The 23,031-nt window shown below is 69.2% G+C and carries 17 protein-coding genes; 3 read left to right on the top strand and 14 right to left on the bottom strand.

Annotated elements, in window-relative coordinates; translation table 11 throughout:
• Window positions 1-56: 56 nt before the first annotated feature.
• From AB6L24_RS30880 to AB6L24_RS30845, 8 genes are all read right to left on the bottom strand, one after another.
• Window positions 57-3,113 (bottom strand): SpoIIE family protein phosphatase, encoded by a 3,057-nt coding sequence (locus AB6L24_RS30880; protein WP_405660727.1) that lies wholly within the window; start codon window positions 3,111-3,113, stop codon window positions 57-59.
• 184 nt (window positions 3,114-3,297) lie between these two features.
• On the bottom strand, window positions 3,298-3,714 hold the full coding sequence (locus tag AB6L24_RS30875; protein WP_405663449.1) for an ATP-binding protein: 417 nt from the start codon (window positions 3,712-3,714) through the stop codon (window positions 3,298-3,300).
• A 322-nt stretch (window positions 3,715-4,036) separates the two neighbouring features.
• The gene (locus AB6L24_RS30870) at window positions 4,037-4,423 is read right to left on the bottom strand and encodes a (deoxy)nucleoside triphosphate pyrophosphohydrolase (RefSeq protein ID WP_405660725.1); all 387 of its coding nucleotides are present in this window, start codon (window positions 4,421-4,423) and stop codon (window positions 4,037-4,039) included.
• Window positions 4,424-4,442: 19 nt separating this feature from the next.
• Window positions 4,443-4,625: an SPOR domain-containing protein gene (locus tag AB6L24_RS30865; RefSeq protein ID WP_016641997.1), complete on the bottom strand. Its 183-nt coding sequence runs from the start codon at window positions 4,623-4,625 to the stop codon at window positions 4,443-4,445.
• Between the two features lie 259 nt (window positions 4,626-4,884).
• Window positions 4,885-6,618, bottom strand: coding sequence for a purine-cytosine permease family protein (locus AB6L24_RS30860; RefSeq protein ID WP_405660723.1), 1,734 nt, complete (start codon window positions 6,616-6,618; stop codon window positions 4,885-4,887).
• Window positions 6,619-6,754: 136 nt separating this feature from the next.
• Window positions 6,755-7,507, bottom strand: coding sequence for a GntR family transcriptional regulator (locus AB6L24_RS30855; RefSeq protein ID WP_405660721.1), 753 nt, complete (start codon window positions 7,505-7,507; stop codon window positions 6,755-6,757).
• A gap of 400 nt (window positions 7,508-7,907) precedes the next feature.
• Window positions 7,908-9,491: a S8 family peptidase gene (locus tag AB6L24_RS30850; RefSeq protein WP_405660719.1), complete on the bottom strand. Its 1,584-nt coding sequence runs from the start codon at window positions 9,489-9,491 to the stop codon at window positions 7,908-7,910.
• Window positions 9,492-9,923: 432 nt separating this feature from the next.
• Window positions 9,924-10,430: a MarR family winged helix-turn-helix transcriptional regulator gene (locus AB6L24_RS30845; RefSeq protein ID WP_405660717.1), complete on the bottom strand. Its 507-nt coding sequence runs from the start codon at window positions 10,428-10,430 to the stop codon at window positions 9,924-9,926.
• Between the two features lie 155 nt (window positions 10,431-10,585).
• On the opposite strand from AB6L24_RS30845, the gene AB6L24_RS30840 reads away from it, so the two are divergent.
• The 3 genes from AB6L24_RS30840 to AB6L24_RS30830 all read left to right on the top strand — a co-directional run bounded on the left by AB6L24_RS30840 (window position 10,586) and on the right by AB6L24_RS30830 (window position 13,188).
• The gene (locus AB6L24_RS30840) at window positions 10,586-11,179 is read left to right on the top strand and encodes a malonic semialdehyde reductase (RefSeq protein ID WP_405660715.1); all 594 of its coding nucleotides are present in this window, start codon (window positions 10,586-10,588) and stop codon (window positions 11,177-11,179) included.
• Between the two features lie 69 nt (window positions 11,180-11,248).
• Complete coding sequence (locus AB6L24_RS30835; protein WP_405660712.1) at window positions 11,249-12,499, top strand: MFS transporter; 1,251 nt, start codon at window positions 11,249-11,251, stop codon at window positions 12,497-12,499.
• A 107-nt stretch (window positions 12,500-12,606) separates the two neighbouring features.
• Entirely contained in the window at window positions 12,607-13,188 is a 582-nt protein-coding gene (locus tag AB6L24_RS30830) for a Uma2 family endonuclease (protein ID WP_405660709.1), read from the top strand.
• A gap of 695 nt (window positions 13,189-13,883) precedes the next feature.
• Here AB6L24_RS30830 and AB6L24_RS30825 read toward each other — a convergent pair.
• From AB6L24_RS30825 to AB6L24_RS30800, 6 genes are all read right to left on the bottom strand, one after another.
• Window positions 13,884-15,077, bottom strand: coding sequence for a hypothetical protein (locus tag AB6L24_RS30825; protein WP_405660707.1), 1,194 nt, complete (start codon window positions 15,075-15,077; stop codon window positions 13,884-13,886).
• Window positions 15,058-16,464, bottom strand: a complete 1,407-nt coding sequence (locus tag AB6L24_RS30820) for an N-6 DNA methylase (protein WP_405660704.1) — start codon at window positions 16,462-16,464, stop codon at window positions 15,058-15,060. The genes AB6L24_RS30825 and AB6L24_RS30820 overlap by 20 nt, the downstream gene beginning before the upstream one ends.
• Window positions 16,461-16,646, bottom strand: a complete 186-nt coding sequence (locus AB6L24_RS30815) for a hypothetical protein (protein ID WP_207824155.1) — start codon at window positions 16,644-16,646, stop codon at window positions 16,461-16,463. Before AB6L24_RS30815 ends, AB6L24_RS30820 begins: the two co-directional genes overlap by 4 nt.
• 225 nt (window positions 16,647-16,871) lie before the next feature.
• Complete coding sequence (locus AB6L24_RS30810) at window positions 16,872-20,204, bottom strand: type I restriction endonuclease subunit R (RefSeq protein WP_405660701.1); 3,333 nt, start codon at window positions 20,202-20,204, stop codon at window positions 16,872-16,874.
• Entirely contained in the window at window positions 20,201-21,394 is a 1,194-nt protein-coding gene (locus AB6L24_RS30805) for a restriction endonuclease subunit S (RefSeq protein WP_405660698.1), read from the bottom strand. Before AB6L24_RS30805 ends, AB6L24_RS30810 begins: the two co-directional genes overlap by 4 nt.
• Window positions 21,387-23,021, bottom strand: a complete 1,635-nt coding sequence (locus AB6L24_RS30800) for a type I restriction-modification system subunit M (RefSeq protein WP_405660695.1) — start codon at window positions 23,019-23,021, stop codon at window positions 21,387-21,389. Before AB6L24_RS30800 ends, AB6L24_RS30805 begins: the two co-directional genes overlap by 8 nt.
• Between the last annotated feature and the right edge of the window lie 10 nt (window positions 23,022-23,031).

Below are 23,031 nucleotides of genomic sequence, written 5' to 3'. Positions count from 1 at the left end.
CGCGCCTGTCCTTTCCCTCCCCCGCCCTCACTGTCCGCCCGGAGCCCACCGCGTGCTCAGAACAGGCTCATCAACGCCTCCGCCGCGTCCATCGGCTGCGATTCGCCGTCCGGCAGCGCCAGTTCGAACCACACCGTCTTGCCGCGCGGTGTCCGGCGTGAGCCCCAGGCCGCGCTGAGCAGGCCGACGAGCTGCAGGCCGCGCCCGCCCTCGTCGGTGTCGCGGGCGCGGCGGCGGCGCGGCTGGACGAGTCCGGCGTCCCAGACCTCGCAGACCAGGGTGCGGTCGAGCAGCAGGCGAAGGCGGATCTCGCCCTCGCCGTAGCGCAGGGCGTTGGTGACCAGCTCGCTGACGAGGAGTTCGGCGGTGTCGACGAGCGCTTCGAGGTCCCACTCGCGCAGCCGCTGACAGGCCAGTTCGCGGGCGCGGCCCACGGACTGCGGCTCGCGCGGCAGCGTCCAGTCGCCGACGTGCTCGGCGGGCAGGCCCTGCACCCGCGCCATGAGCAGTGCGATGTCGTCCTCGCCGTGGTGGGTGTCGAGCGTGTTCAGGACGTGGTCGCAGATGTCCTCAAGGGCCTGCGCGGGGTCGTCGAGGGCGCCCACGAAGGCGTTCAGGCCCTCGTCGAGGGGGTGGTCGCGGGACTCGACGAGGCCGTCGGTGTAGAGGGCGAGCAGCGCGCCCTCGGGCAGGTCGACGTCGACCTCCTCGAAGGGTTCGCCGCCGACGCCCAGCGGCATGCCCGGGGGCACGTCGAGCATGAGCGCGGACTCGCCGGGCTCGACGAGGACCGGCGGCAGATGCCCGGCGTTGGCGAAGGTGACGCGGCGGGTGACGGCGTCGTACACCGCGTACACGCAGGTCGCCAGGTAGACCTCGGCGAGGTCGTCGGTGTCGCGGCTCCGGGCGGGGGCGCCGCGGCGGGCGTGCTGCTGGCCCTGGGGGTTGCCGAGGCCGCGGGCGATCTCGTCGAGGGCGGAGAGCACCTCGGCGGGCTCCAGGTCGAGCAGCGCGAGGGTGCGTACGGCGGAGCGCAGTTCGCCCATGGCGACGGCGGCGCGCAGGCCGCGGCCCATGACGTCGCCGACGACCAGGGCGGTGCGGTGGCCCGGCAGTTCGATGACGTCGAACCAGTCGCCGCCGACCTCGGTGGCGGCGTTGCCGGGCAGATAGCGGCAGGCGATGTCGAGTCCGGCGGCCTCGGGGTCGCCGGGCGGGAGCAGGGACCGTTGCAGTATCAGCGCGCGCTCGTGCTCGCGGCGGTAGAGGCGGGCGTTGTCGATGCAGACGGCGGCGCGCGAGGCGAGTTCGACGGCGAGCGCACGGTCGCGTTCGCCGAAGGGTTCGCTGCCCTTCGTACGGGAGAACTGCGCGAGGCCGACGACGGTGTCGTGCGCGACCATCGGCACGGCGAGCGTGGACTGGATGAGTCCGCTGGTGAGCCGGCGGGCGGGCCCGCAGTCGTCGTCGGCGGCGACCAGGCGCGGGCGGGCCGTGCGCAGGGCCTCCGCACAGGGCGAGTTGAAGGCGAAGCGGTGCACGGAGCCGACGTCGACGGGGCCGGTGCCGTCGGGGAAGGGCGCGTCGGCGACGGCGCTCGCGAAGGCGACGCGGCGCAGTTCGGCGCTGCCCTCGGCGAGGCTCTGGCGGATGTGCGCGGCCTCGTCGCCGTCGAGGAGGCCTTGGTAGAGGTCGACGGATGCGAGGTCGCAGAAGCCGGGGACGCTGACGTCGAGGAGCTCGCGGGCGGTGGTCTCCAGGTCGAGGGAGTTGCCGATGCGGGCGCCGGCCTCGTTGAGGAGGGCGAGGTTGCGGCGGGCGTGGGCGGCCTCGCGGGCGGCGGCGTGCCGGTTGGTGACGTCGTTGCCGAGGCCGGCGACGCCGATGGGGCGGCCCGAACCGCTGTGCACGCGGTAGAGGTTGATCGACCAGTGGCGGCGTTCGTTGCTGCCCGGGGCGGGGCCGACGATCTGCATGTCCGTGACGGCCTCGCCGGTCTCCAGGACGCGGCGCATGGCGTCCTGCATGCGGTCGGCCTCGTGGCGGGGCAGATAGTCGTGGACCGTGCGGCCGCGGTGGTCGTCGACGGCGCCGCCGAAGACGGCGGCGAACCGGCGGTTGGCGCGCTGCACCTTGAGGTCGGTGCCGAACAGCAGGAAGCCGAAAGGAGATTGTCCGAAAATGGCCTGCGAGGCGGCGAGGTCGGTCTCGATCCGGCGGAGCGCGCGGACGTCGACGACGATACAGACGGCGGAGCGCTCGCCCTCCGGCGTCCGGGCGGGCATCACATAGACCTCGGCGATGCCTTCGAGCCCGGCGGCGGCCGGGGCGGACCCGCCGCCCCTGCCGGTGACCGGGGCGTCCGGTCCGGACTCCGGCACGTGGAGGGACGACTCCGGCACCCGGAACGGGACCGACCCGGTCCACTCCCGCCCGTCGAGGATCTCGGCCATCTTGCGCCGCCCCGCGGGCCGCAGCTCGGGCGCGATGAACGCGTCGATGGGGTCCTTGCCGACGGCGTCGCGCGCGGCCACGCCGAACAGCCGCTCGGCGCGGGCGCTCCACTGGTCGACCAGGCCGTCGGGGCCGATCGAGAAGGAGGCCACCTTGATGTAGTCGTAGATGGACCCGGGCGGGCTGCTCTGCCAGACGACGTCGTCCGTCGTGAGGGGCGGGTCGTCGACGCGGGCGGGCACCGCGCCGACGCCCCGGTGACGCGCGTCGGCGTCCCCGGGGGCCCCGGCTACGCCATGCGACCCACCGGCGCCTACGGTTCCGGGCGCGCCGGGGACTACGTCACGCGCGGGGCCTCCGGCGGCGGGGCCTCCGGCCGGGGCGTCCTCGTCGCCGGGGCCTTCGTCCGCGGGTCCGGGCGCGTCCTCGCCCGCGGGGTCGGCCGGTCCGTGTCCGGAGCCGTCCCCCGCGGCGACGCGCGCGCCGCCGCCGGCCGCGTCCGCCGCACCCGGCGCACCCGTCACGACGTCCGTGGTCCCCGTCGGCGCCGACGAGAGAGGTCCGCCCCCGGCTCCCGGCACCGGCCGTGCGGGCAGGGCCCCGCCCGACCGCGCCGCAGGCCGCGTCGAACCCGTCGCCTTCGCTGGTATCTCGCTCACGCGAACCGTCCCCTCCAGCTCACCGCGTCCGGTACCGGTCACCGGATGTGGCTGCCCGCAGTATCCAGCACTACGGTGCCGAGCCACACGCCGTTCACGATCACAGCACGGACCAATCGCTTTTTGGCCCGTGTCCGCCTTGTGCTCGTCCCGTGCACTTGTACGTACCGGCGCCCTCTGTCTTCTATCCGGGCAGCGCCAGCTCGAACCACACCGTCTTCCCCGTCGTGCCCGTACGTCCCGGACGCGTGCCCCAGCGCCGGGACGACCGGGCGACCAGCTGGATGCCGCGGCCGCCCTCGTCGTCGGGGGCGGCGGACCGTTCCGTGGGCGGATCGGGCAGCGGGTCGGACACCTCGACGAGCAGCGTGCCCAGCGGATCGCCCTGGCGCACCAGGCGGACGCCGATGGGGCCCGAGGCGTAGCGCAGGGAATTGGTCACCAGTTCGCTGACGAGCAGCACGGTGACGTCGCCGAGGGCGCCGAGCCCCCATGCGCCGAGCTGTGCGCGGACGACGGCGCGGGCGGTGCGGACGGCGCCCGGGTCCGCGGGAAAGTCCCACTCGGCGCACGCGCCTTCGGTGTCGATCACGCCGATCACTTCCCGGCCCAACGGCGGACCTATGTCCGGTTTCATGGGGTTAATGGGCACATACCCGATATCCAGGCGGAAGTACCGCGTTCCAGGTGGCGTTGTGGCACGAATGGCGTAGAGGGGCGTGCGGTCTGTCCCGCCATCACCTCGCGCGCCCCTGCTCCCCGGCCGCCGCAGGGTCCCGGCGGCGGCCGACCCGCCCGGCTCCGGTGGGGTGTTCCGGCAGGTCGGAGGGGCTGACGGAGGGGCCGCCAGACGGGGTGTGCCGAGGCGTCGACGGTAGCGCGGCGCGGGATCGGGCCGCCAGGAAAGTCAGGAGGGCGGTCCGTCAGGATTCCGTCAGGGCGTGGATCGCCGGTACGTCGCCGGGGAGCCAGTCCACGGTCCACAGTTCGCCGGGGCCGAGCCAGCGCAGTTCGTCGTGGTCCTCCAGGGGCTTCGGCTCCCCCGCGAGCAGCCGGGCCCGCCACACCCGCATCACATAGCCGCGCCCGAGGTCGAACTCCCCCGGCACCCGCGCGAGCGGCTCCGCCTCGACGCCCAGCTCCTCGCGCAGCTCGCGTACGAGCGCGTCCTCGCCGCGCTCGCCGGGCTCGACCTTTCCCCCGGGCAGCTCCCAGCGCCCGGCGAGTTCCTCGGGCGCGCTGCGGCGGGCGGCGAGCAGCCGTCCGTCGTCGTACAGGGCGGCGCCCACCACCACGATCCGATCGGTCATGCGCGGGAGCCTACGGCCTTCACCTCGCGCCGTTCTGGTTCAGCCGCTCCACCCAGTACAGCTGTTCCTTGCCGCGGTCGTCGAGGCTGTCCGCGATCTTCTGCGCCTCGGCCTTGGTCGCGTACCTGCCGACGCGGTAGCGGTTGCCGTTGTCGTCCTGACGTATCACGAGCCAGGGCAGTATGACCGTCCCGTCGTTCATGCCGTCCCTCCGCTCCCCGCCCCCGGCGCACCCCACGCCTCGATCAGTAAGGAAACCGCAATCCGCATATGCCCGAGCTTACGCCCGACCTTTACGCAGCGGATACGACTTTGCACAAAGAGATACGCAATCGGCCAGCACGGAGGGGGCGCGTCCGCAGGGACGCGCCCCCCACACCGGCCCCGGACGGGCACGGCAAGCCCGAACTCGGCCCGCTTTACGGTTCGTTGACGAATGACGCGCCCGCGTGCGCCCCGACCTACGGGGCCGGGTCCGGCGCGGGCACCGCCGGGACCGTCGGCACCGGCATGAGCACCGGCCCGCTCGCGGGCGACGTACGGCAGACGTCCCCGCACTCGGCGTCGAGGGAGCAGCACAGCGAGCAGATCGGCCCCGACCGGACGGGGCAGTCGGCGATGTCGGGGAGTTCGTACGCGGTCTCGCACACCGCGCAGGTGTGGGTGGCCGTGATGTCGGGGACCTCGACGTGCGGGCCGTTCACCGGGTTCGGCCGCGCCAGGTAGTACCTGCCGCGGGTGGCCCAGGCGATCAACGGGCACAGGAGCAGGGCGAGTCCGGCGGCGATGAAGGTCGAGAAGGCCTCGGCGTACCGGCCGAACAGGCCGAAGAACGCCAGGATGGAGACCGTCGAGGCGATCACCATCGCCCCGAATCCGGCCGGGTTCACCGCGTACAGATAGGCGCGTTTGAACTCGATGTACGGCGGGCTCCAGCCCACCCGCTTGTTGATGACCAGGTCGGCGGCGACGGCGACGATCCACGCGATGCCCACGTTGGCGTAGAAGCCGAGGAGCTTGTTGAGGGCCGCGAACATGTTCATCTCCATCAGCGTCAGCGCGATGGCGAGGTTGAGGAAGATGTACCAGACCCGGCCCGGGTGGCGGTGTGTGACGCGGGAGAAGAAGTTCGACCAGGACAGCGAACCGCTGTAGGCGTTGGTCACGTTGATCTTGATCTGCGAGACGATGACGAAGACCGCGGCGGCGGGCAGCGCGAAGGAGCCGAGCCAGGGGCGCAGCGCCTCGATCTGCGGGGCGATCGGCTCCAGGGCGTGCGTCTTGCCGACCGCTTCCAGGGCCACGAACGCCAGGAACGCGCCACCGAGCTGCTTGGCGGCGCCGATGATCACCCAGCCGGGTCCGGCCGCGAGAACGGCCAGATTCCATCGCCTTTTGTTCGCCTCGGTCTTGGCCGGCATGAAGCGCAAGTAGTCGGCCTGTTCACCGATCTGTGCGATGAGGGAGAGCGCGACGCCGGTGCCGAGCCCGAAGCCGATCCAGGAGAAGCCCTGGCCCGCGCCCTCGGTGCCCTCGAACGAGCCGAAGGCGCCCCAGGCGTCCGGCGCCTCGAAGGCGAGCACCACGAACGGCAGGACCATGCCGACGAGCCAGATCGGCTGGGTCCACGCCTGCACCTTGGCGAGCGCGCCCATGCCGCGGAAGACGATCGGGATGACGATCAGCGTCGTCACCAAGTAGCCGATCTCCACCGGGAGTCCGACCGCCTGGTGCATGGCCTGGGCCATGATCGAGCCTTCGAGGGCGAAGAAGATGAAGGTGAACGAGGCGTAGATCAGCGAGGTGAGGGTGGAGCCGAAGTAGCCGAAGCCCGCGCCGCGCGTGACCAGGTCCATGTCCAGGCCGTACTTCGCGCAGGCCCGCGCGATCGGCACGCCCGTGCCGAAGATGATCGTCGCGGCGCACAGGATGGACGCGAATCCGCTGGTGAAGCCGTACGTGAACACGATGGACGCGCCGATCGCGAAGTCCGCGAGGTAGGCGATGCCGCCGAGCGCCGTGGACGCGACCATGGTCGGCGACCAGCGGCGGAAGGAGTGCGGGGCGTAGCGCAGCGAGTAGTCCTCGCGGCTCTCGTCGGCGGCGAGCCGGGCGTAGCTGCGCTTGGGGCCTCCTTCGGCCGGGGTCACCTCACCCACCGGGCTCGCGTCGTCGCGCGTGACCGTATCCGTCATGAGGGCTCCTGGCTTCCGACCGGACTGCGGGTACGGAGGGGGAAGTTAGGAGCCGTGCGTGACGATCGGCTGCGGGGCGCGATTGCCCAGGCGTTACGGAACCCGGGCGGACGTTAACTCGCGATCACGCACCTGGTCACCGCACCGGCAGGTGATACGCGATGCGATAGCGGTCGGCGGGCACGACGATGTCGGCGGTCTCGACGGGGCGTCCCGAGGCGTAGTACGTCCGCTGGAGGGAGAGCACCACGTGGCCGGGGACGCCGCCGAGGGCGAGCAGTTCCTCGGCGAGGCCGGGGCGGGCGCCGACCTCCTCCGCGACGTTGTCCACGATCACGTCGATGGCGGCCATGCGGTCCACGACGCCGCAGCCGCCGAGTGGGCCCTCCTCCGGGAGCATCACGGGGGTGCGGCCGGTGACGGCCAGGGGCTCCCAGGACGTGGAGATCATCATGGCCTCGCCCGCGTCCCGGAAGACATAGCGCGTGCACATCACCCGGTCCCCGGGGCGGATGGCGAGGCGCTCGGCGACCTCGTCGGTCGCGTCCGTCTGCTCACTGCGGGACTCCCAGGTGCCGCGGGCGTTCTCGGCGGCCTGCTCCTGGCGGAAGGGGGTGGAGGTGCCGGGACCGCGGAAGCCGGTGCGCGCGACGCGGCGCGGGTCGGGGCGCTCGCGCACATAGGTGCCGGATCCTGAGCGCCCCTCGACCAGACCTTCGGCCATGAGCACCTTGCGGGCCTCGAGAGCGACCGTGTCCGACACCCCGTACTCCTCGCGGATCCTGGCCTGCGAGGGGAGCCGGGTGTGCGGGGGCAGCGAACCATCGGTGATCTTCTTACGGAGATCACCCGCGACGCGCAGATAGGCCGGCTGCTCACCGAATGTCACTGGCCACTCCCATCAGGTTGACAGACAGCAACAGCGTGGCAACCGTGGGTTGTTGGCCGCAACCCTAGGCCAAGGAATCACTCGAAGTGATGATTTCCTGGCCCGCAGGGCTTTACGCAGGACCTTTCGAGCGTTATAGCAATCAACTAACTGATCGCCCCCGGCGGTTGACCCACCGGCGCACACCGGTCGGCACACGGCTCACGCCGGGACCCGAGGGGGCGCACGCACCACCGAACGCACCTCGTCCCCGCGGTCGGCCGGGTCGAGGACCCGGAGCCGTTCCGCGAGGACGAGGGCGAAGAGGTGTGACGGTGAAGCGCGTTGATCAGTCGCGTCCGACGGGTGTCAGGGGGTCGGCGCCGGAATCGCCTGGCCCGAGGCCGTCAGACGGACGGCGTCAGAACTGCAGGCCCCAGGAGTCGAGGGTGCCGATGTCCTGGGCCGCGTTGTCGCTGACCCGGAGCTTCCAGGTGCCGTTGGCCGTCTCCGAGGAGGCGTTGACGGTGTACGAGGTGTTGATGTCGTCCGAGCTGCCGCCGACTCCGTAGTCCTTGAGGACGTAGGCGGAGCCGTCAGGGGCGAGGAGTTCGACCTTCAGGTCACCGACGTAGGTGTGCTTGATGGCCACCGGGACGCTGAGCGCCGAGGGGGCGTTGCCGGGGACACCGGTGACGGTCACCGGCGACTCGACGGTGGAGTTGTCGGTGATCGCGAAGTCCGCGCCGTTCTCGAACTTCGGTCCGGGCGGGTTGGTGCCGCCCGTGCCCACGTACAGCAGGCGGTTGGGCGAGCCGGTGCCGGGGCTGCCGACGACGTTCGGCGTGGCGGCGGTCGTCAGGGCCGTGGAGACCTGCGCCGGGGTGGCCGACGGGTTCTCCGCGACGTACAGGGCCGCGGCGCCCGCGACGTGCGGGGACGCCATCGACGTACCGGAGATCGTGTTGGTCGCCGTGTCGTTGGTGTTCCACGTCGACGTGATGCCGGAGCCGGGGGCGAACAGGTCGAGGACCGTGCCGAAGTTGGAGTAGTTGGCCTTGGCGTCGGTGTTGGTGGTGGCGCCGACGGTGATGGCCTCGGTGACGCGTGCGGGCGAGCGGGTGTTGGCGTTGGTGGTCTCGTTGCCCGCGGCGACGGCGTAGGTGATGCCGGCGGCTATGGAGTTGCGGACGGCGGTGTCGAGCGCGCTGTCGGCCGGGCCGCCGAGGCTCATGTTGGCGACGGCCGGCTTGGTGGCGTTGCGCGTCACCCAGTCGATGCCCGCGACGACCTGGGCGGTGGTGCCGGAGCCCGAGTTGTTGAGCACGCGGACGCCGACGATCTTGGCCTTCTTGGCGACGCCGTGCGCGGTGCCGCCGACGGTTCCGGCGACGTGCGTGCCGTGGCCGTGGCCGTCCTGCGCGACGTTGTCGTTGTCGATGGCGTCGAAGCCGTCGACGGCGCGGCCGCCGAAGTCCTGGTGACTCTTGCGGACACCGGTGTCGATGACGTAGACGGTGGCGCCCTCACCGGCCTTGTCCGGGTAGGTGTACTTCTGGTCCAGCGGGAGGTTGCGCTGGTCGATGCGGTCCAAACCCCACGACGGCGGGTTGGGCTGGGTCGCGGAGACCGTGTACGTGCGGTTCTGCACGACGGAGGCGACGGCCGGGTCGGCGGCGAACTTCTTCGCCTCGGCCTCGGACGCCTGCACCTCGTAGCCGTTCAGGACCTTCTTGTACGTCCGCTCGATCTCGGCGCCGTGCTTCTTCGCAAGCGCCTTGCCGGCGGGCGAGTCCGCCTTCGGGGCGTCCGCGTCGAGGGTGACGATGTAGCTGTTCGCGATCGAGCCGGGAGCGTCCGCGTACTGGATCCGGCCTTCCGCTGCCTTCGGCTGCGCGCTCGCGGGGAGCGCGGCGACGACACCGAGGGCGACGGCGGTGGCGGCGGTGAGGGCGAGGGTGCCCGTACCGGCCAGTCTTCGGCGGGGGTGACGCATCACTGCCATCTGAGGGGTCCTCCTCAATCGGTGGTGCGCTGGTGGGGGATGCGACAAGGGCATGACAATGTTTGGCCGACATGTGCACGCCGAGCTGATCAATGTTCAACTCTCTGTCGCCGACGAAAGATTGGCGGATCCATAGGAAACCCACAAGGGCGGTGTTCGGACGTAACACGACTGCCATGCACCGGCCATGACATGGCAGCAATAATCCGTGCATTCCCCCCGTAACAAGGGAGTGGCACGTGGGACGGGGTGGCACTGCCGGACTGCGGCTTCCACGAGACGGAGGGGGCGGGGGCGCGGCGTTGGCGGGATTTCAGCCACCATCGATTTCCCGGGGGCGGGACGGACGGGGGTGACACGGGAGGCGACCGGGCCGCGGCCGGTCCGCGGCACCTCCCGTGCGACCGCAATGCGCCATCCGCCCGGCCGCGGCTACGTGATCGACGTGTCGCCCTGCTGCTCCAGGAACGTGCGCAGCAGCGCGGCGGCGGCCTCGACCTCCGCGCGGTCGAGGTCGCCGAGGAGGCGGGCGTAGCGCTTCAGATGGTCGGCCATCAGGACGTCCGTGAGCTGCTTGCCGTGCTCGGTGAGCCCGATCCGGACCGTGCGGCGGTCGGCGCCGTCCCTGACCCGCTCGACCAGGCCCTTGGCCTCCATCTTGTCGATCCGGTTGGTGATCGCGCCCGAAGTCACCATGGCCGCCTTGAGGAAGGCGCCCGCGGTCAGGGCGTACGGCGGCCCGGAGCGGCGCAGCGTCGTCAGGACGTCGAACTCGCCCCACTCCACACCGTGCTCGGCGCAGAACACCTTGGCCCCGCGGTCCAGGACGCGGTTCATCCGCTGGACCCTCGCGATCAGCTGCACCGGCCAGAGGTCGTCCCCCCACTCGGGCCGCTCCTGCTCCCACTGCCCGACGATCGCGTCCACGGCGTCGCTCATGCCGACCACTCCCCTGCCTAGTCACCGCATCTTCTCAACAAGAACCTTCTCAATGTTAAGACACTTGACGCTGAAAGAACCCACGTGCTTTTATCTCAACGTTGAAACTTTCAGTCTTGAGAAGACGAACGCAGAGACAACGAAGGAGCCCCACCATGTCCGAGCTCGCCCTCGCCCCCGCCGCCCAGGACCTGCTCTTCCGCGAGGCCCGCACGGCCAACACCTTCACCGACGAGCCCGTCACCGAGGAGCAGCTCCAGGCGATCTACGACCTGGTGAAGTACGGCCCCACCGCCTTCAACCAGTCCCCGCTGCGCGTCATACTCGTCCGCACCCCCGAGAGCCGCGAGCGCCTCCTCAAGCACATGGCCGAGGGCAACCGCGCCAAGACCGCGACGGCCCCGCTGGTCGCGATCCTCGCCACGGACCACGAGTTCCACGAGGAGCTGCCCCAGCTGGTGCCGCACGCCCCGGGGATCGGCGACGTGTACTTCTCCGAGCGCTCCGTCCGCGAGCAGTCCGCCCTCGTCAACGGCACGCTCCAGGCCGCGTACTTCATCGTCGGCGTCCGCGCGGCGGGCCTCGCCGCCGGGCCCATGACCGGCTACGACGCCGAGGGCCTGCGCGCCGAGTTCCTGGACGACGACCACGAGCCGCTGATGGTGGTCAACATCGGCCGTCCCGGCGAGGACGCGTGGTTCCCGCGGTCGCCGCGGCTGGCGTACGAGGACGTCGTGACGTCGGTCTGAGCGCGGGGCGGGCGCCGCCTGCCCCTTCCCTTACGTCCACCATTCGCCGTTCCGCTCCAGGGGGTCCCCATGTCCAGCACCACCGCGCCCACAGCGTCCACCGCATCCGCCGCGTCCACCACCGCCGTCACAGCGCCCACCACGGACCGCGCCCCCCGCCAAGTCCCCGCCTTCTGGCTGGCGTTGCTGGCCGCCCCCGTGGCCGCCGGGGCCAACGCCCCCGTCCTGATCCTGCCGGACATGGCGCGCTCCCTCGGCGTCGCGACCGCCACGGCGACCTGGATGGTGACGGCGTTCGCCTGGGCGATGGCGGCGGGCACCCCGCTGCTCGCGGCCCTGCTGCGCCGCCGCGGCCTCAAGCCCCTGCTGCGCCTGAGCACGGCCCTGGTGCTCGGCGGCACGGCGCTGGTCGCGGTCGCGCCCTGGCTGCCGGTGGCCCTCGCGGGCCGGGTCGGACAGTCCCTCGGCGGGGCGGGCCTGGTCGCGGCGGCGATGAACCTGGCGGGCAGCGCGCGCCGGATGGGCGTGATCAGCTCCGGGTTCGGCGTCATGGGGGCGGCGGGACCGCTGCTCGGGGCGACGCTCACGGACGCGGTGTCGTGGCGGCTCGCGTTCGCGGTGTCGGCGATCGCACTGCTCGCCGTGCCGGCGGTGGCGCGCCACGCCCGCGACACGCAGCCCGGCGAGGGCCGCTTCGACGCACGCGGGGCGACCCTGCTCATCGCCCTCGCGACATCCCTGATCCTGCTGCCGACGGCCCCGCTCCCGGCCGTGGCGGCCGCCCTGCTCACCGCCGTGCTCCTGGCCCTGCACGTCCGCCGCCGCCCGGAGGGCTTCGTCCCCGCGACGCTCCTGCGCTCCCCCCTCTTCCTCGTCTCCGCGGCCCTCGGCGTCACCCTCTCCACCACCTACTTCACGCTCCTGTTCACCGTGCCGTCGCTGCTCCAGGACCGGGCGGGCTGGTCGAAGGGCGCGATCGGAACGGGCCAGCTGATCACCCTCCTGACCGCCTCGGCCCTGTCCTGGCTGCTCGCGGCGAGCTCGGCCCGCCTGGGCCGGACGACGGTCCGCGCGATCCTCATCACGGTCGGCGCGACGGCGGTGGCCACAGCCACCTTCACCAGCTCGGGCCCCCTGCTCCTCCTGGCCGCAGGCGCCGCGGCCTTCACCGCGACCGGCGCCAACGCCACCCTCTCGGTCCACGCGGCCTCCGCCACCACCCCCACCCAACGCCCCACGGCGATAGGCCTCTTCGCCCTCAGCTACCAACTGGGCGGCGCCTTCGGCCCGGGCATCACGACCCTCCTGATCCTGAGCTGACGTCCGCGCCCACCGCCGACGCCACGGCCCCCGCCCGCAAAGGGCGGGGGCCGCACCGCTGCGTACCGACCGACCCGCGACCCGCCATGTGCCGCTACCGTGATCCCATGACCGCACTGCCCGACTGGATGCGCCCGCCGCGCGCGGAAGGCTGGTTCGCGGAGGACCTCGACCGCCTCCCCGAGGCGCCTCGCCACACCGAGCTGATCGACGGAGCGCTCGTCTTCATGATGTCCCCGCAGCGTGCCTGGCACGGCCGTCTCGTCACCGCCCTCACCACGGAACTCATGGCACGGGTGCCGAACGGTTTCGAAGCGGAGCGAGAGATGACCATCCGGCTCGACGAACGCAATCGCCCCGAGCCGGACCTCCTCGTGACCACCGCCGCCTACGCCCCCGACCGCACCTGGTACGCGCCGGAGGACGTCCAGCTCGTCATCGAGGTCGTCTCCCCCGAATCCGCTCACCGCGACCACACCGTCAAGCTACGGAAGTACGCCGAGGCGGGCATCCCCCACTACTGGTGCATCGAGGACGAGGGCGGCGCACCCGTCGTACACGTCTACGAGCTCGACGAGCCGACCGGCGCCTACGCCCCCGCCGGAATCTTCCGGGGCACCCTCCAGCGCCCGGTGCCCTTCGAGATCAGCCTGGACCTCGACAAGCTCACGCCGCCGCACAGCAGCTGAACGCCAGCACCAAACCGGCACGGGAATGCGGAAGGGGTCGGGCTCACCAGAGCCCGACCCCTTCCGACCTGCGTACGTAACGCGGCTACCGCATGTGAGGCAGCGAACCGGCTACACGTTGAAGCGGGATTCCACCACAAGGCCGTGACCTGCGGAAATTCGGGCGCATCCCAGCACCATCCCAGCACGGGATGCGCGACAAAGTACAAGAAGACCGAAGATCGCCAACGCTACCCGGAAGCGCCCGCACATGCCTGAAGTCTGCGGAACTTCTACGAGCGCCACATCAGGCTCGTGCCACCGCACCGAGCCTCGCAGAGCAGCACAGCGCTCGCGCTCACTCGCGGCCTTCCCGGGCGTCGGCGGCCAGCTCCGCCGCCTGGCCGCCTCCCAGAATGCACGTCCAGACCTCGGGGTCGGCGCGAGCGTCCACAGATCCCGCATACCCCCGGTTTGGCGGGGCATAGTCAGAAGCTTCCGCGCTGTCGCAGGTCAGCCTGCATAGCTCAGCGGGTGGAGCAGGCGCCTTCTAAGCGCTTGGCAGCAGGTTCGAGTCCTGCCGGTGGCGCCCAAACATGGCTGGTCAGGGCTCTCTCGGACCGCCAGCGGAGAAACGGTGCGCGCGGTACTGCGCCGTTCGTTCAGAGCGTTGGATTCCGTGCTCCAGAGAGGGGTAACGTGGATCAGCTCGGCATTCAGCTGGCCGAGGTGAGACGCGCCAGGCCCCCCTTCTCCAGCTCGTGCACCACCAGCTCCTCCATCACGTGTCGCTCCCTGGCGGAGGCGTCGGCGAGGTCGTGCAGGGCAGCAGCACGCCTGGCGAAGTCCCGCCTCACCGCATCGGTCGGCCAGGGGATCTTGTAACGGGAAAAGCCCTTGCGCTTCATCGCGCGGGCCTGCTCACCCTGCGTAACGGCCGTCAACTCCCGCCTCCGGTAACGCAGCGAGTGCAACAACCACATCCGATCGACCTCGGACTCCGTGTAAATCGCGAGCGTCCGCCGACCTGGCACTACCGGGGTAGTAGTGAGCACGGTCCGCACCTCCCCGGGACGGGGCGCGATCAAGAGGCTGCCGGACGGGCATACAACCTCCGCTTGCGCCGCGGTGCGTGAAGTCACTGCACCCAGATGTACTGTCTTGCAGTTCAGTACTTCGCGGGGAGACACCCACGGCATAGCCGACTGCTCGCTGTCCGGCAGAGACTGTGCCGCACCAGCCGTAACCTGACAGACTTCGCCCACTGCACGCTCGGTAGCGGGACCTTGCCCGCACTTCTGCAGCGCCTCCATGAAATGCGCATCCGCTAGTTCCGTCGCGCAAGACACAATCCGGGTGTTCAACGCATTCTTGCGCTCAGCAAGCGAGATCAGCGAAAGCAGCCTCTCCCGCACCGGCGCTGGAGGCACTGGCACGGGAAGTCGGTTGAGTGCCTGCAGAGGCAAGGTCATGTGCTCGGCGTTCGACGAGGACAGCGTGAGATAGCTCTGGCTCTGCGAGGTCTTCAGCCACCATCGAAGCCACAGATCCCATTGTTGGGCGCGGCCCTCTGGTGTCCAGCGGACGACCGCGAGCGACCTGGCGACATTCCATCCTGCGTGCTCCTCCCCTGCAACTGCTGCCTCCCCCACACGCCCCACGAGCACGACAAGGAGGTCCCCAGACCTCAGCGTGCTGCGTGGGTGGCGTCTGGCCACATCGGGAGGCACAAATGTGAACTCCTGGACGTGCACACCTCCCTCGACGATCTCTGTGGCGCGGATCATCGGGATTCCGCCGGATGCCTTCTGCTGTCGCGCAATTCCGTAGGCGGCGTACTCGACCCCAGGGAACTCACGCAACTCAACGACGGGCCACGGAGTGGGGACATCATCCGATTCTGTAGTCATGCCTGCTCTCCAGGGCGTCACGGACTCGGTTCCTGGCTGCGGCGCTACGATCCATGCACTCATACAGCTCGGCCTTCCGGTTCCGGTCTCCGTCACTTGAATGCAACTGCGCGGTGCCCCCGTTCCGTACGTAGCGTGCGGGAGTCAGATCGAAGCCCGCCTCAGCGATTTCCTCGTACCTCGCCGCACGGCACCATGGGACGGATTCAGGGTCCCCCTCGCCCTCACGGCGTCGAAGTCCCTGCCATTCACCGAAGATCTGCAGCAGGCGTTCGGCCGAGTCCTTTGCGAAGTGACGCCGCTGCCCCTTCTTCGCTGCTGGCAGTTTCCCTGCATCCGCGAACAAGACCTGATCAGAGTGCGGCCGCTCCCCTTTGGCCAGCAGCCACAGCGCCGTGCTCGCGCTGGTGTGCGGAAAGAGCCACGTCGGCAAGGCCACGACGCCCACGACCAGACCGTTCTCCAGCAGCCCACGGCGGATCAGTCCGTCGGTGCTGTTACTGCTGTGCGCCGCGCCGGAAGACAGCAGAACGACGGCCCGTCCTTGTGGCGTGAGATCGGCAAGGATGTGCTGGACCCAGGCGAAGTTCGCGTTACCCGGACGTGGCACCCCCAGGGTCCACCGCCAGTCGTCCTTCAGTTCACCGTGCCCCCAGTCCCTCTGGTTCACAGGAGGGTTGGCGACGATCACGTCGGCCGCTATCGGTGAAGTGCCCGCCCTGAGGCTGTCAGCTCCTTCCTTGCCGAGGTCGGCGAGAAATCCGTGCAGGGCGAGGTTGACGGCTGCGGCATAACGCGCCGTCCGGTTGATATCCGAACCGGACAAGCGCACTTCACCCCCCTGTGCCCGAGCCCGGTGTGCGGCGGCGCGCAGCAGTCGCCCGCTGCCGCACACCGGGTCCCGAACAATCTCGCCTCCTCGGGGAGCGGCCAGCCCCGCGAAGAGGTACGCCAGGTCGTTTGACGTGAAGTAGTCATCGCCACGCGCATAGCGTGTCGAGTACGTGTCGAGGAGCACGTCAAGGAGCCTCGGGTCCGGATCCAGCTGCCGCACCTCCGCGATCAGCTCACGGAGGGCCGGGTCGATGAGCTCGAAGGGGCGGCTCACACCTTCGTCGCGATACGCAGGAAGACTGTGGGCGCGAGCAACGGGCGTACGCGGCCACACTGCGCCGAGCCTGGCCCCCGCTGACTCCGAATCCGGCCCCCACAACCGGTCCACCTCCGCCAGTGATCCATGGCGGGACCAGCAGTGAAGGTAGACCACTTGAAAGGCAAGACGGTACGTCGTCGCAGCATCGGCGACGCTGCGTAGCTTCTCGACGGCCCGCAGCACTCGCCGGTACTTCAGCCGCCCCTCTTCGTTCGCCCATTCCTCCTGGGTCACGACGACCTTAGCCAGGAGACGACCGCCAGTCCGATGAGAACAGTGGCTCCGCAGGCGGCACCACCGTTCTGGATGGCCGTGACGACCTCTCCCGCGCCCACGAACTCGAGGATTCCGGCCACGAGCCCCACCACCACGGACGCCAGGACGACCACCACCAAGAGCAGCGCTCGCTGCGACATGCCACAACTCCCTCGGTTCCACCAGAAGTTAGCAGTTCTGCGGTTCGTTCCGCGGACTTGAAAGTAGTGGCCTGACGCACCTCACGTCTCGCAGCACGAGAGTTTGCTTTTGCCATAAGGCGGTCGGGCGCAGCCCCTGCCGACGCCACGAAGGACATCCGGTCGGGCAGACGACCGCCCCGGCAAGCAGACGCTTGCCGGGGCCAGAAGCGAGATGAGCGAGGGCTATGCGCCCGCGGTCGAGCCGTCCTGGGACCACTTGTCGGCGAAGTGCTCCATCTGGCGGATCACCAGGTCGATCGCCTCCTTGGACTGCTCCGGCGGGTAGCCGTGGCGGGCCAGGAGGCGCCTGATCGTGGCGCGGAGCCTGGCCCGGACCGGTTCGCGGGCGATCCAGTCCTTCTTGAGGTTCTTGCGGACCTGGACCACAAGGTCCCGGGCGATACCGGAGAGGACCTCGTCGCCCATGAGGTCGCGGGCGCTGCCGAGGTCGGCGACCGCGTCGTAGAAGGCGAGTTCGTCGTTCCCCAGCGGCGGGGTGAATTTCTCACCTCGCCGGGCGTCTTCCGCAACCGTCTTGGCCAGTTCCACCAGCTGGGCGATGATCTCGGCGCTGGTGAGCTGCTGGCGCATGTAGCGGGTCATCAGGTCCTGGAGGCGCTCCGAGAACGCGGTCTGGCGGACGATGTTGTGCCGGGTCTGCTCGCGCATCTTCTGCTCGACGAGGCGGCGCAGGGCTTCGGCGGCCAGGTGTGGGGTTTCGCTGTTCTGAAGGCGGCCGACAAGGGCGTCGTTGAGGTGCGTGAGGTCGGCCTTGTCCAGTCCGGCCTCGGAGAAGAGGTCGGTGACGCCACCGGTCTCCACGACGGCAGAGGTGAGCTGGGAGAGGTAGAGAGCGACGTCACGGGCGACGGGCAGGCCCTGGGCCTCGCGGTCCATGGCGTCGAGCTTCGCCATGTATGTACGGACCTCGACGAGGAACTGGATGTCGCGCTTCCAGTAAGGCTGGTCGGTGAACCGGGAGGAGATGTCGGCGGAGGAGCCGGCGAGGGCGAAGAAGCGCTCCAAGCGGTAGCCGTGTTCGCGGAAGCGGCGGCTGAGGGTCTGGTTCGGGTCGTCGAGCTGGTCGGGGTTGTTGCCCGGGGTGGCGGGGCTGCGGAGGTACTCGGCCGTGGTGTAGGCCGCCTTGATGAAAGCCTTCGGGTCGGGGCGGGAGAGGCGTTCGCGCCAGTTCCAGCCGAGGAGCATCTGGTCGAGGATGTCGTACTCGTTGCGGAGTTCGTCCAGGGCGCGGTCGATGTCCTGGCCGAGGGTCCGGTCGGCCTGATCATCGGCGGAGTACTCGGCGATGGCCTTCTGGAGGTTCTCGGTGAGGGGGGCGTAGCCGACGAGGAGGCCCTCCTCCTTCTTGCGGAAGCGGCGGTTGACGCGGGCGAGGGCCTGCATCAGGCCGGCGCCGCGCAGCGGCCGGTCCAGGTACATGGTGTGGATGGACGGTGCGTCGAAGCCGGTCAGGAGCATGTTGTTGACGATGAGGAGCTGGAGTTCGTCCTCGGGGTCCTTGGCACGGTTGATGACGGCCTTGCGCTGGGAGTCGCGCAGGGCGTGGGCGCGCAGCTCCTTGGAGTCCTTTCGGGAGTCCGAGGAGTAGACGATCTTCATGGCGCCGGTGGTCGGGTCGTCCGTGTGCCAGTCGGGACGCAGGATCTTCAGGGCGTCGTAGACGCGGACGCAGATCTCGCGGGTGGCGCAGACGAGCATCGCCTTGCCGGGGGCGCCGCCGGGTACGTCATCGGCGTCCGCGACGAAGGGCAGCATGGCCCCACGGCGGGCTTCCCAGTGTTCGACCAGGTCCTGGGTCAGGTCGCGTATCCGGGCAGGGGCGCCGTACATCGCGTTCATGGTGGCGACGGCCTGTTCGACGCGGGAGCGCTCGGTGTCGTCCAGGCCGTCGGTGATGCGGTCGGCCTCGGTGTCGATCGTGGTGGGGTCGATGTCGTGGTCTAGGACGAGCTGGACGACTCGGCTCTCGTGGTAGACCTTCACGGTCGCGCCGTCGTCGGCGGCCCGCTTGAGGTCGTAGGTGTCGATGTAGTCGCCGAAGACCTCGCGGGTGTTGCGGTCGGCCTCGGAGATCGGGGTGCCGGTGAAGGCGAGGAGCGTGGCGTGCGGGAGCGCGTCGCGCAGGTGGCGGGCGTAGCCGTCGAGGTGGTCGTAGTGGCTGCGGTGGGCCTCGTCGACCACGACGACGATGTTGCGCCGCTCGGAAAGGAGCGGGTGGTCGGTCCCGGACTCCTTCTCCTGCTTGGTGCGGCCGAACTTCTGCAGAGTGGTGAAAAGGATTCCGCCAGTGCGCTTGGCGGCGAGCTCTTCGCGGAGTTCGGCGCGGTTGAGGAACTGGTGGGGCTGTTCCGGGAGGACCTCGCTCTCTTTGAACGTGTCGAAGAGCTGGTCGTCGAGGTCGGTACGGTCGGTGACGACCACCACGGTGGGGTTGTGCAGGGCGGGGTCGCGCATGACGAGGTTGGTGGTCAGCACCATCTCCTCGGACTTGCCCGAGCCCTGGGTGTGCCAGACCACGCCCGCCTTGCCGTCGGTCGCGGCGGCGCGGCGCACGGCGTCGGCGGCACGGGTGACCGCGAAGTACTGGTGCGGCTTGGCGATCCGCTTCATGCGCTTGGCGGGCACGAAGTTGATGAAGGACCGGACGAGGGCGAGGAAGCGGGGCTGGGTGAACAGGCCGTGCAGGGCCAGGTCCTGGCCAGTCGGGATGTCGGCATCGGCGTCGGCGTGGACGGCGGCAGCGTCCACGGTGTCCACGCGGGCGCCGAACTCGTCGGTGTTCCACGGGGCGAAGTGCTCGTACGGGGTGAAGGGCGTGCCGTACTTCGCGGTGATCCCGTCAGAGAGCAGCACGACCGCGTTGTAGCGGAAGGCGGTCGGGAACTCCTCGACGTAGTGCCGGATCTGGGTGTGCGCGGCGGCGAGGGTGGCGTTCGGGTCGCCGGCCCGCTTGAGCTCGACGACGGCGAGCGGAAGCCCGTTGACGTACAGGACGAGGTCGAAGCGGCGGTTGCGCTCACCGTTGATCACGGTCACCTGCCGGACGGCGCGGTACGTGTTCGCGTCCGCGAGCTCCAGGTCGACGATCCGGACGGTCGGCGTGTGCTCGGCGCCGAGCGCGTCGGTGTACGTCACGGAGTGGACGCCATCGGTCAGGTAGCCGTGCGCAGTCCGGTTCTCCTCGTATGTGTCCTGGGAGGTCGGGGTGGCGGCGGTCGCGAGGGCCTCACGGACGGCCTCCGGGGGGAGGGCGGGGTTGAGCCGCTCGATGGCCTCGCGGAGATCGGAGTAGAGGATCAGGTCGTCCCAGGAACGGCGGTGCCCGGAACCGGGCGCGAACTCGTTACCCTCGGCCTTGGGCCAGTCGAGTTCCACGAGCTCTTCGAGGGCGAGGAGCTCCCAGTCGATTTCGAAGGGGCGGAAGTTGTCGGGGGTGGGGGTGTCGGGGGTGGGGGTGTCGGGGGTGTCGCTGCCGCTGTTGCCGTGTGTGGTCATACGTGGTCCTCGACAATCTTCTCGGCGTCCTTGACGCGGAGGCGGCCAGTCATGAGTTGGGGGAGGAGGGTGTCGCGGAGGGTGGCGAGGCTCAGAGACTCTTTTTCAGCTACCAGTGCGCGCTCCCAGAGAGGGCTGATTACGCAATCCAGAGCCCCCAACGTCTTGGGGCGCGGAACCGGTACAGGCTCATCCAAGTGCCTCCGCTGAATGTGCCCCATCGTGGTTGCCTTGTCGGCAGCGATTGAACGGAACTCATCCAACTTCCGATGCACTAGCTGACTCACCAGCCAAATCGGATACTCACCCCTTGGAATACATTTGAAGATGTGCTGATTGATGATCGCTTCGGGCCGAAACCATCGCGCAGCAGTCAACGATCCAGACCACGCGAACAGCAAGTCGCCAGGGCGAGCCAAGTGCCGATCTGGAACGTCGATTTCGTTGTAAACCGTAGAGACCCCCGGACCGCTGTTGATTTCAGCAATCCGCGCAACCATTCGCCCCGTCCCGGTGGCATCCTTCGTGAAAGCCCGTCCGTTGATGAACTCTGCCACAGCCGACAGTGGCTGATCACTAAATCCATCGGCCGACTTCAGCAAAACCTCACCGAATAGCGCCCGGGAGAGATCATCAGCAGTTGCCGCAATGCGCTCATTGACGGCGATCTTGTCGTCCAGCGCCCCGAGAGCAGTCGCGATGGCCTGCTGCTCCTGGAGGGGTGGCATGAGAATCTCGTATTCGCAAATCCTTCCCGGACTCGTGTGCTTCACCGTAGTTCCAGTCGCGCCGCCAACAACATGACGCCTATATCCGTCCCCTCGGAGCGCATAGCCCAAGAATTCCTTGGAAACGACATCAGGAACGGTCACCTCAATACGTCCAACCCGCTGATTATGCAGGTAGGTTACACCTTCCGGAACGAACGCCGGGTAACCGAGAGTGTCAGACGCCTTACTGAGATCCGTCATCGTCACAACAAGATCGCCTGCATAAAGGGCGAACCCTTCCGGAATTTCACCAGAATAGCTTTTAGGGGACGTCTCTTTAAAGCCGCCACCGATGGCAAAATTTCCAGGTGTCACGAGGATCGGACCGGCAGGGTCACTTCCGAAAAACTCACCCTTGAAGGCAAACCCATGCCTAATATTGATCACGTTTCCCAGTTTTACGGAAGTCCACTCAGCCATCGATCCTCCCCATCTGCTCGCGCACCGTCTTCGCCAGCTCGTCCGACTTGTCGAACAGCTCGTACAGCTCCCCCGTCAGCCGCGCGATCTTCTCGGCGACCGCCTCGGCGTCTTCTTCCTCCGCCTCAGCCGCCCCGACGTACCGCCCGGGCGTCAGCACGTATCCATGCCCCTGAACCACCTTCAGGTCCGCGCTCGCGCAGAATCCCGGCACGTCCGCGTACGACTCCCCGGCATCCTTCGCGCTCGTCGTCCCGCGCCACGCGTGATAGGTCCCTGCGATCTTCGCGAGGTCGGCGTCTGTCAGGACCCGCTCGGTACGGTCAACCATCTCGCCCATGTCCCGAGCGTCGATGAACAGGATCTCGCCCCGGCGATCCGCAGCCGCAGCCTTCTGCCCCTTCACGCCCCCCGGCGACTTGTCCTTCGCCAGGAACCAGAGACAAGCAGGGATCGCCGTCGTCCGGAACAGCTGCGCCGGCAGCGCGACCATGCACGCCACCATGTCGCCGTCCACCAGGGACTGCCGGATCTCGCCCTCGCCGCTCTGCTGGCTGCTCATCGAGCCGTTGGCGAGGACGACGCCCGCCGTTCCCCGCTCCCCCAGCTTGCTGATCATGTGCTGGAGCCAGGCATAGTTGGCGTTACCCCTGGGCGGAACTCCGTACTTCCACCGCGCATCCGACTCGTTGCGCGCCCAGTCCTTGATGTTGAAGGGCGGGTTGGCCATCACGTAGTCGGCCTTGAGGTCCGGGTGCTTGTCGTCGGCGAAGGTGTCGCCCCAGCGGGCGGCGAGGTTGCCGTCGATGCCGTGGATGGCGAGGTTCATCTTGGCCAGGCGCCAGGTGCGTTCGTTGAGTTCCTGGCCGTAGACGGAGATGTCGGCCTTGTGGCCGCGGCCGCGGTGGGCCTCGATGAACTTGGCCGCCTGGACGAACATGCCGCCCGAGCCGCAGGCCGGGTCGTACACGCGGCCCTCGTACGGCTCCAGGACCTCCACAAGGAGGCGGACGACGCTGCTCGGGGTGTAGAACTCGCCGCCGCGCTTGCCCTCCGCACGGGCGAAGTTACCGAGGAAGTACTCGTAGACCTCGCCGAGGACGTCCTGGGCGGGCTTGTCGTCGCTGCCGCCGAAACGGGCGTCGGTGATGAGGTCGACGAGTTCGGCCAGGCGCTTCTTGTCGACGTTGTCCTTGTTGAAGATCTTGGGGAGGACGCCGGTCAGTGAAGGGTTGGCCTTCATGATGGCGTCCATAGCCTGGTCGAGGACCTCGCCGACGTTGCCACTCTTGGCGTTGGCGGAGATCGAGGTCCAGCGGGCGTTCTCGGGGACCCAGAAGACGTGGTGCCCGGTGTACTCGTCCTGGTCTTCCAGGAACTCCTCCAACCGGTCCTCGGCGATGCCTTCCTCCGCGAGCTCCTTGGCGAGCTGTTCGCGGCGCTCGGCGAAGGCGTCGGAGACGTACTTGAGGAAGATCAGGCCGAGGACGAACTCCTTGTACTGGTTGGCGTCCATGGAGCCGCGCAGCTTGTCGGCGGCCTTCCAGAGGATGGCCTGGATCTCCTTGGGCGTGGAGGCGGTGAACAGCTCCGCCTGGTCGGCGGGCTTCTTCTTCCGGGGAGGCATGGGCGCTCGG

Origin of the sequence: Streptomyces sp. RK9, assembly GCF_045070545.1 — a bacterium.
Taxonomy (GTDB): domain Bacteria; phylum Actinomycetota; class Actinomycetes; order Streptomycetales; family Streptomycetaceae; genus Streptomyces; species Streptomyces alboflavus.
The sequence above is the reverse complement of the archived record's forward strand: the minus strand, read 5'-3'. Positions and strand labels throughout refer to the sequence as shown.

What these genes read in the sequence shown, in the direction of transcription:
- AB6L24_RS30870 (WP_405660725.1), bottom strand. Translation starts at nt 4,423, where the DNA reads ATGACCGATCGGATCGTGGTGGTGGGCGCCGCCCTGTACGACGACGGA.
- AB6L24_RS30865 (WP_016641997.1), bottom strand. Translation starts at nt 4,625, where the DNA reads ATGAACGACGGGACGGTCATACTGCCCTGGCTCGTGATACGTCAGGAC.
- AB6L24_RS30860 (WP_405660723.1), bottom strand. Translation starts at nt 6,618, where the DNA reads ATGACGGATACGGTCACGCGCGACGACGCGAGCCCGGTGGGTGAGGTG.
- AB6L24_RS30850 (WP_405660719.1), bottom strand. Translation starts at nt 9,491, where the DNA reads ATGGCAGTGATGCGTCACCCCCGCCGAAGACTGGCCGGTACGGGCACC.
- AB6L24_RS30845 (WP_405660717.1), bottom strand. Translation starts at nt 10,430, where the DNA reads ATGAGCGACGCCGTGGACGCGATCGTCGGGCAGTGGGAGCAGGAGCGG.
- AB6L24_RS30840 (WP_405660715.1), top strand. Translation starts at nt 10,586, where the DNA reads ATGTCCGAGCTCGCCCTCGCCCCCGCCGCCCAGGACCTGCTCTTCCGC.
- AB6L24_RS30835 (WP_405660712.1), top strand. Translation starts at nt 11,249, where the DNA reads ATGTCCAGCACCACCGCGCCCACAGCGTCCACCGCATCCGCCGCGTCC.
- AB6L24_RS30830 (WP_405660709.1), top strand. Translation starts at nt 12,607, where the DNA reads ATGACCGCACTGCCCGACTGGATGCGCCCGCCGCGCGCGGAAGGCTGG.
- AB6L24_RS30825 (WP_405660707.1), bottom strand. Translation starts at nt 15,077, where the DNA reads ATGACTACAGAATCGGATGATGTCCCCACTCCGTGGCCCGTCGTTGAG.
- AB6L24_RS30815 (WP_207824155.1), bottom strand. Translation starts at nt 16,646, where the DNA reads ATGTCGCAGCGAGCGCTGCTCTTGGTGGTGGTCGTCCTGGCGTCCGTG.
- AB6L24_RS30810 (WP_405660701.1), bottom strand. Translation starts at nt 20,204, where the DNA reads ATGACCACACACGGCAACAGCGGCAGCGACACCCCCGACACCCCCACC.
- AB6L24_RS30805 (WP_405660698.1), bottom strand. Translation starts at nt 21,394, where the DNA reads ATGGCTGAGTGGACTTCCGTAAAACTGGGAAACGTGATCAATATTAGG.
- AB6L24_RS30800 (WP_405660695.1), bottom strand. Translation starts at nt 23,021, where the DNA reads ATGCCTCCCCGGAAGAAGAAGCCCGCCGACCAGGCGGAGCTGTTCACC.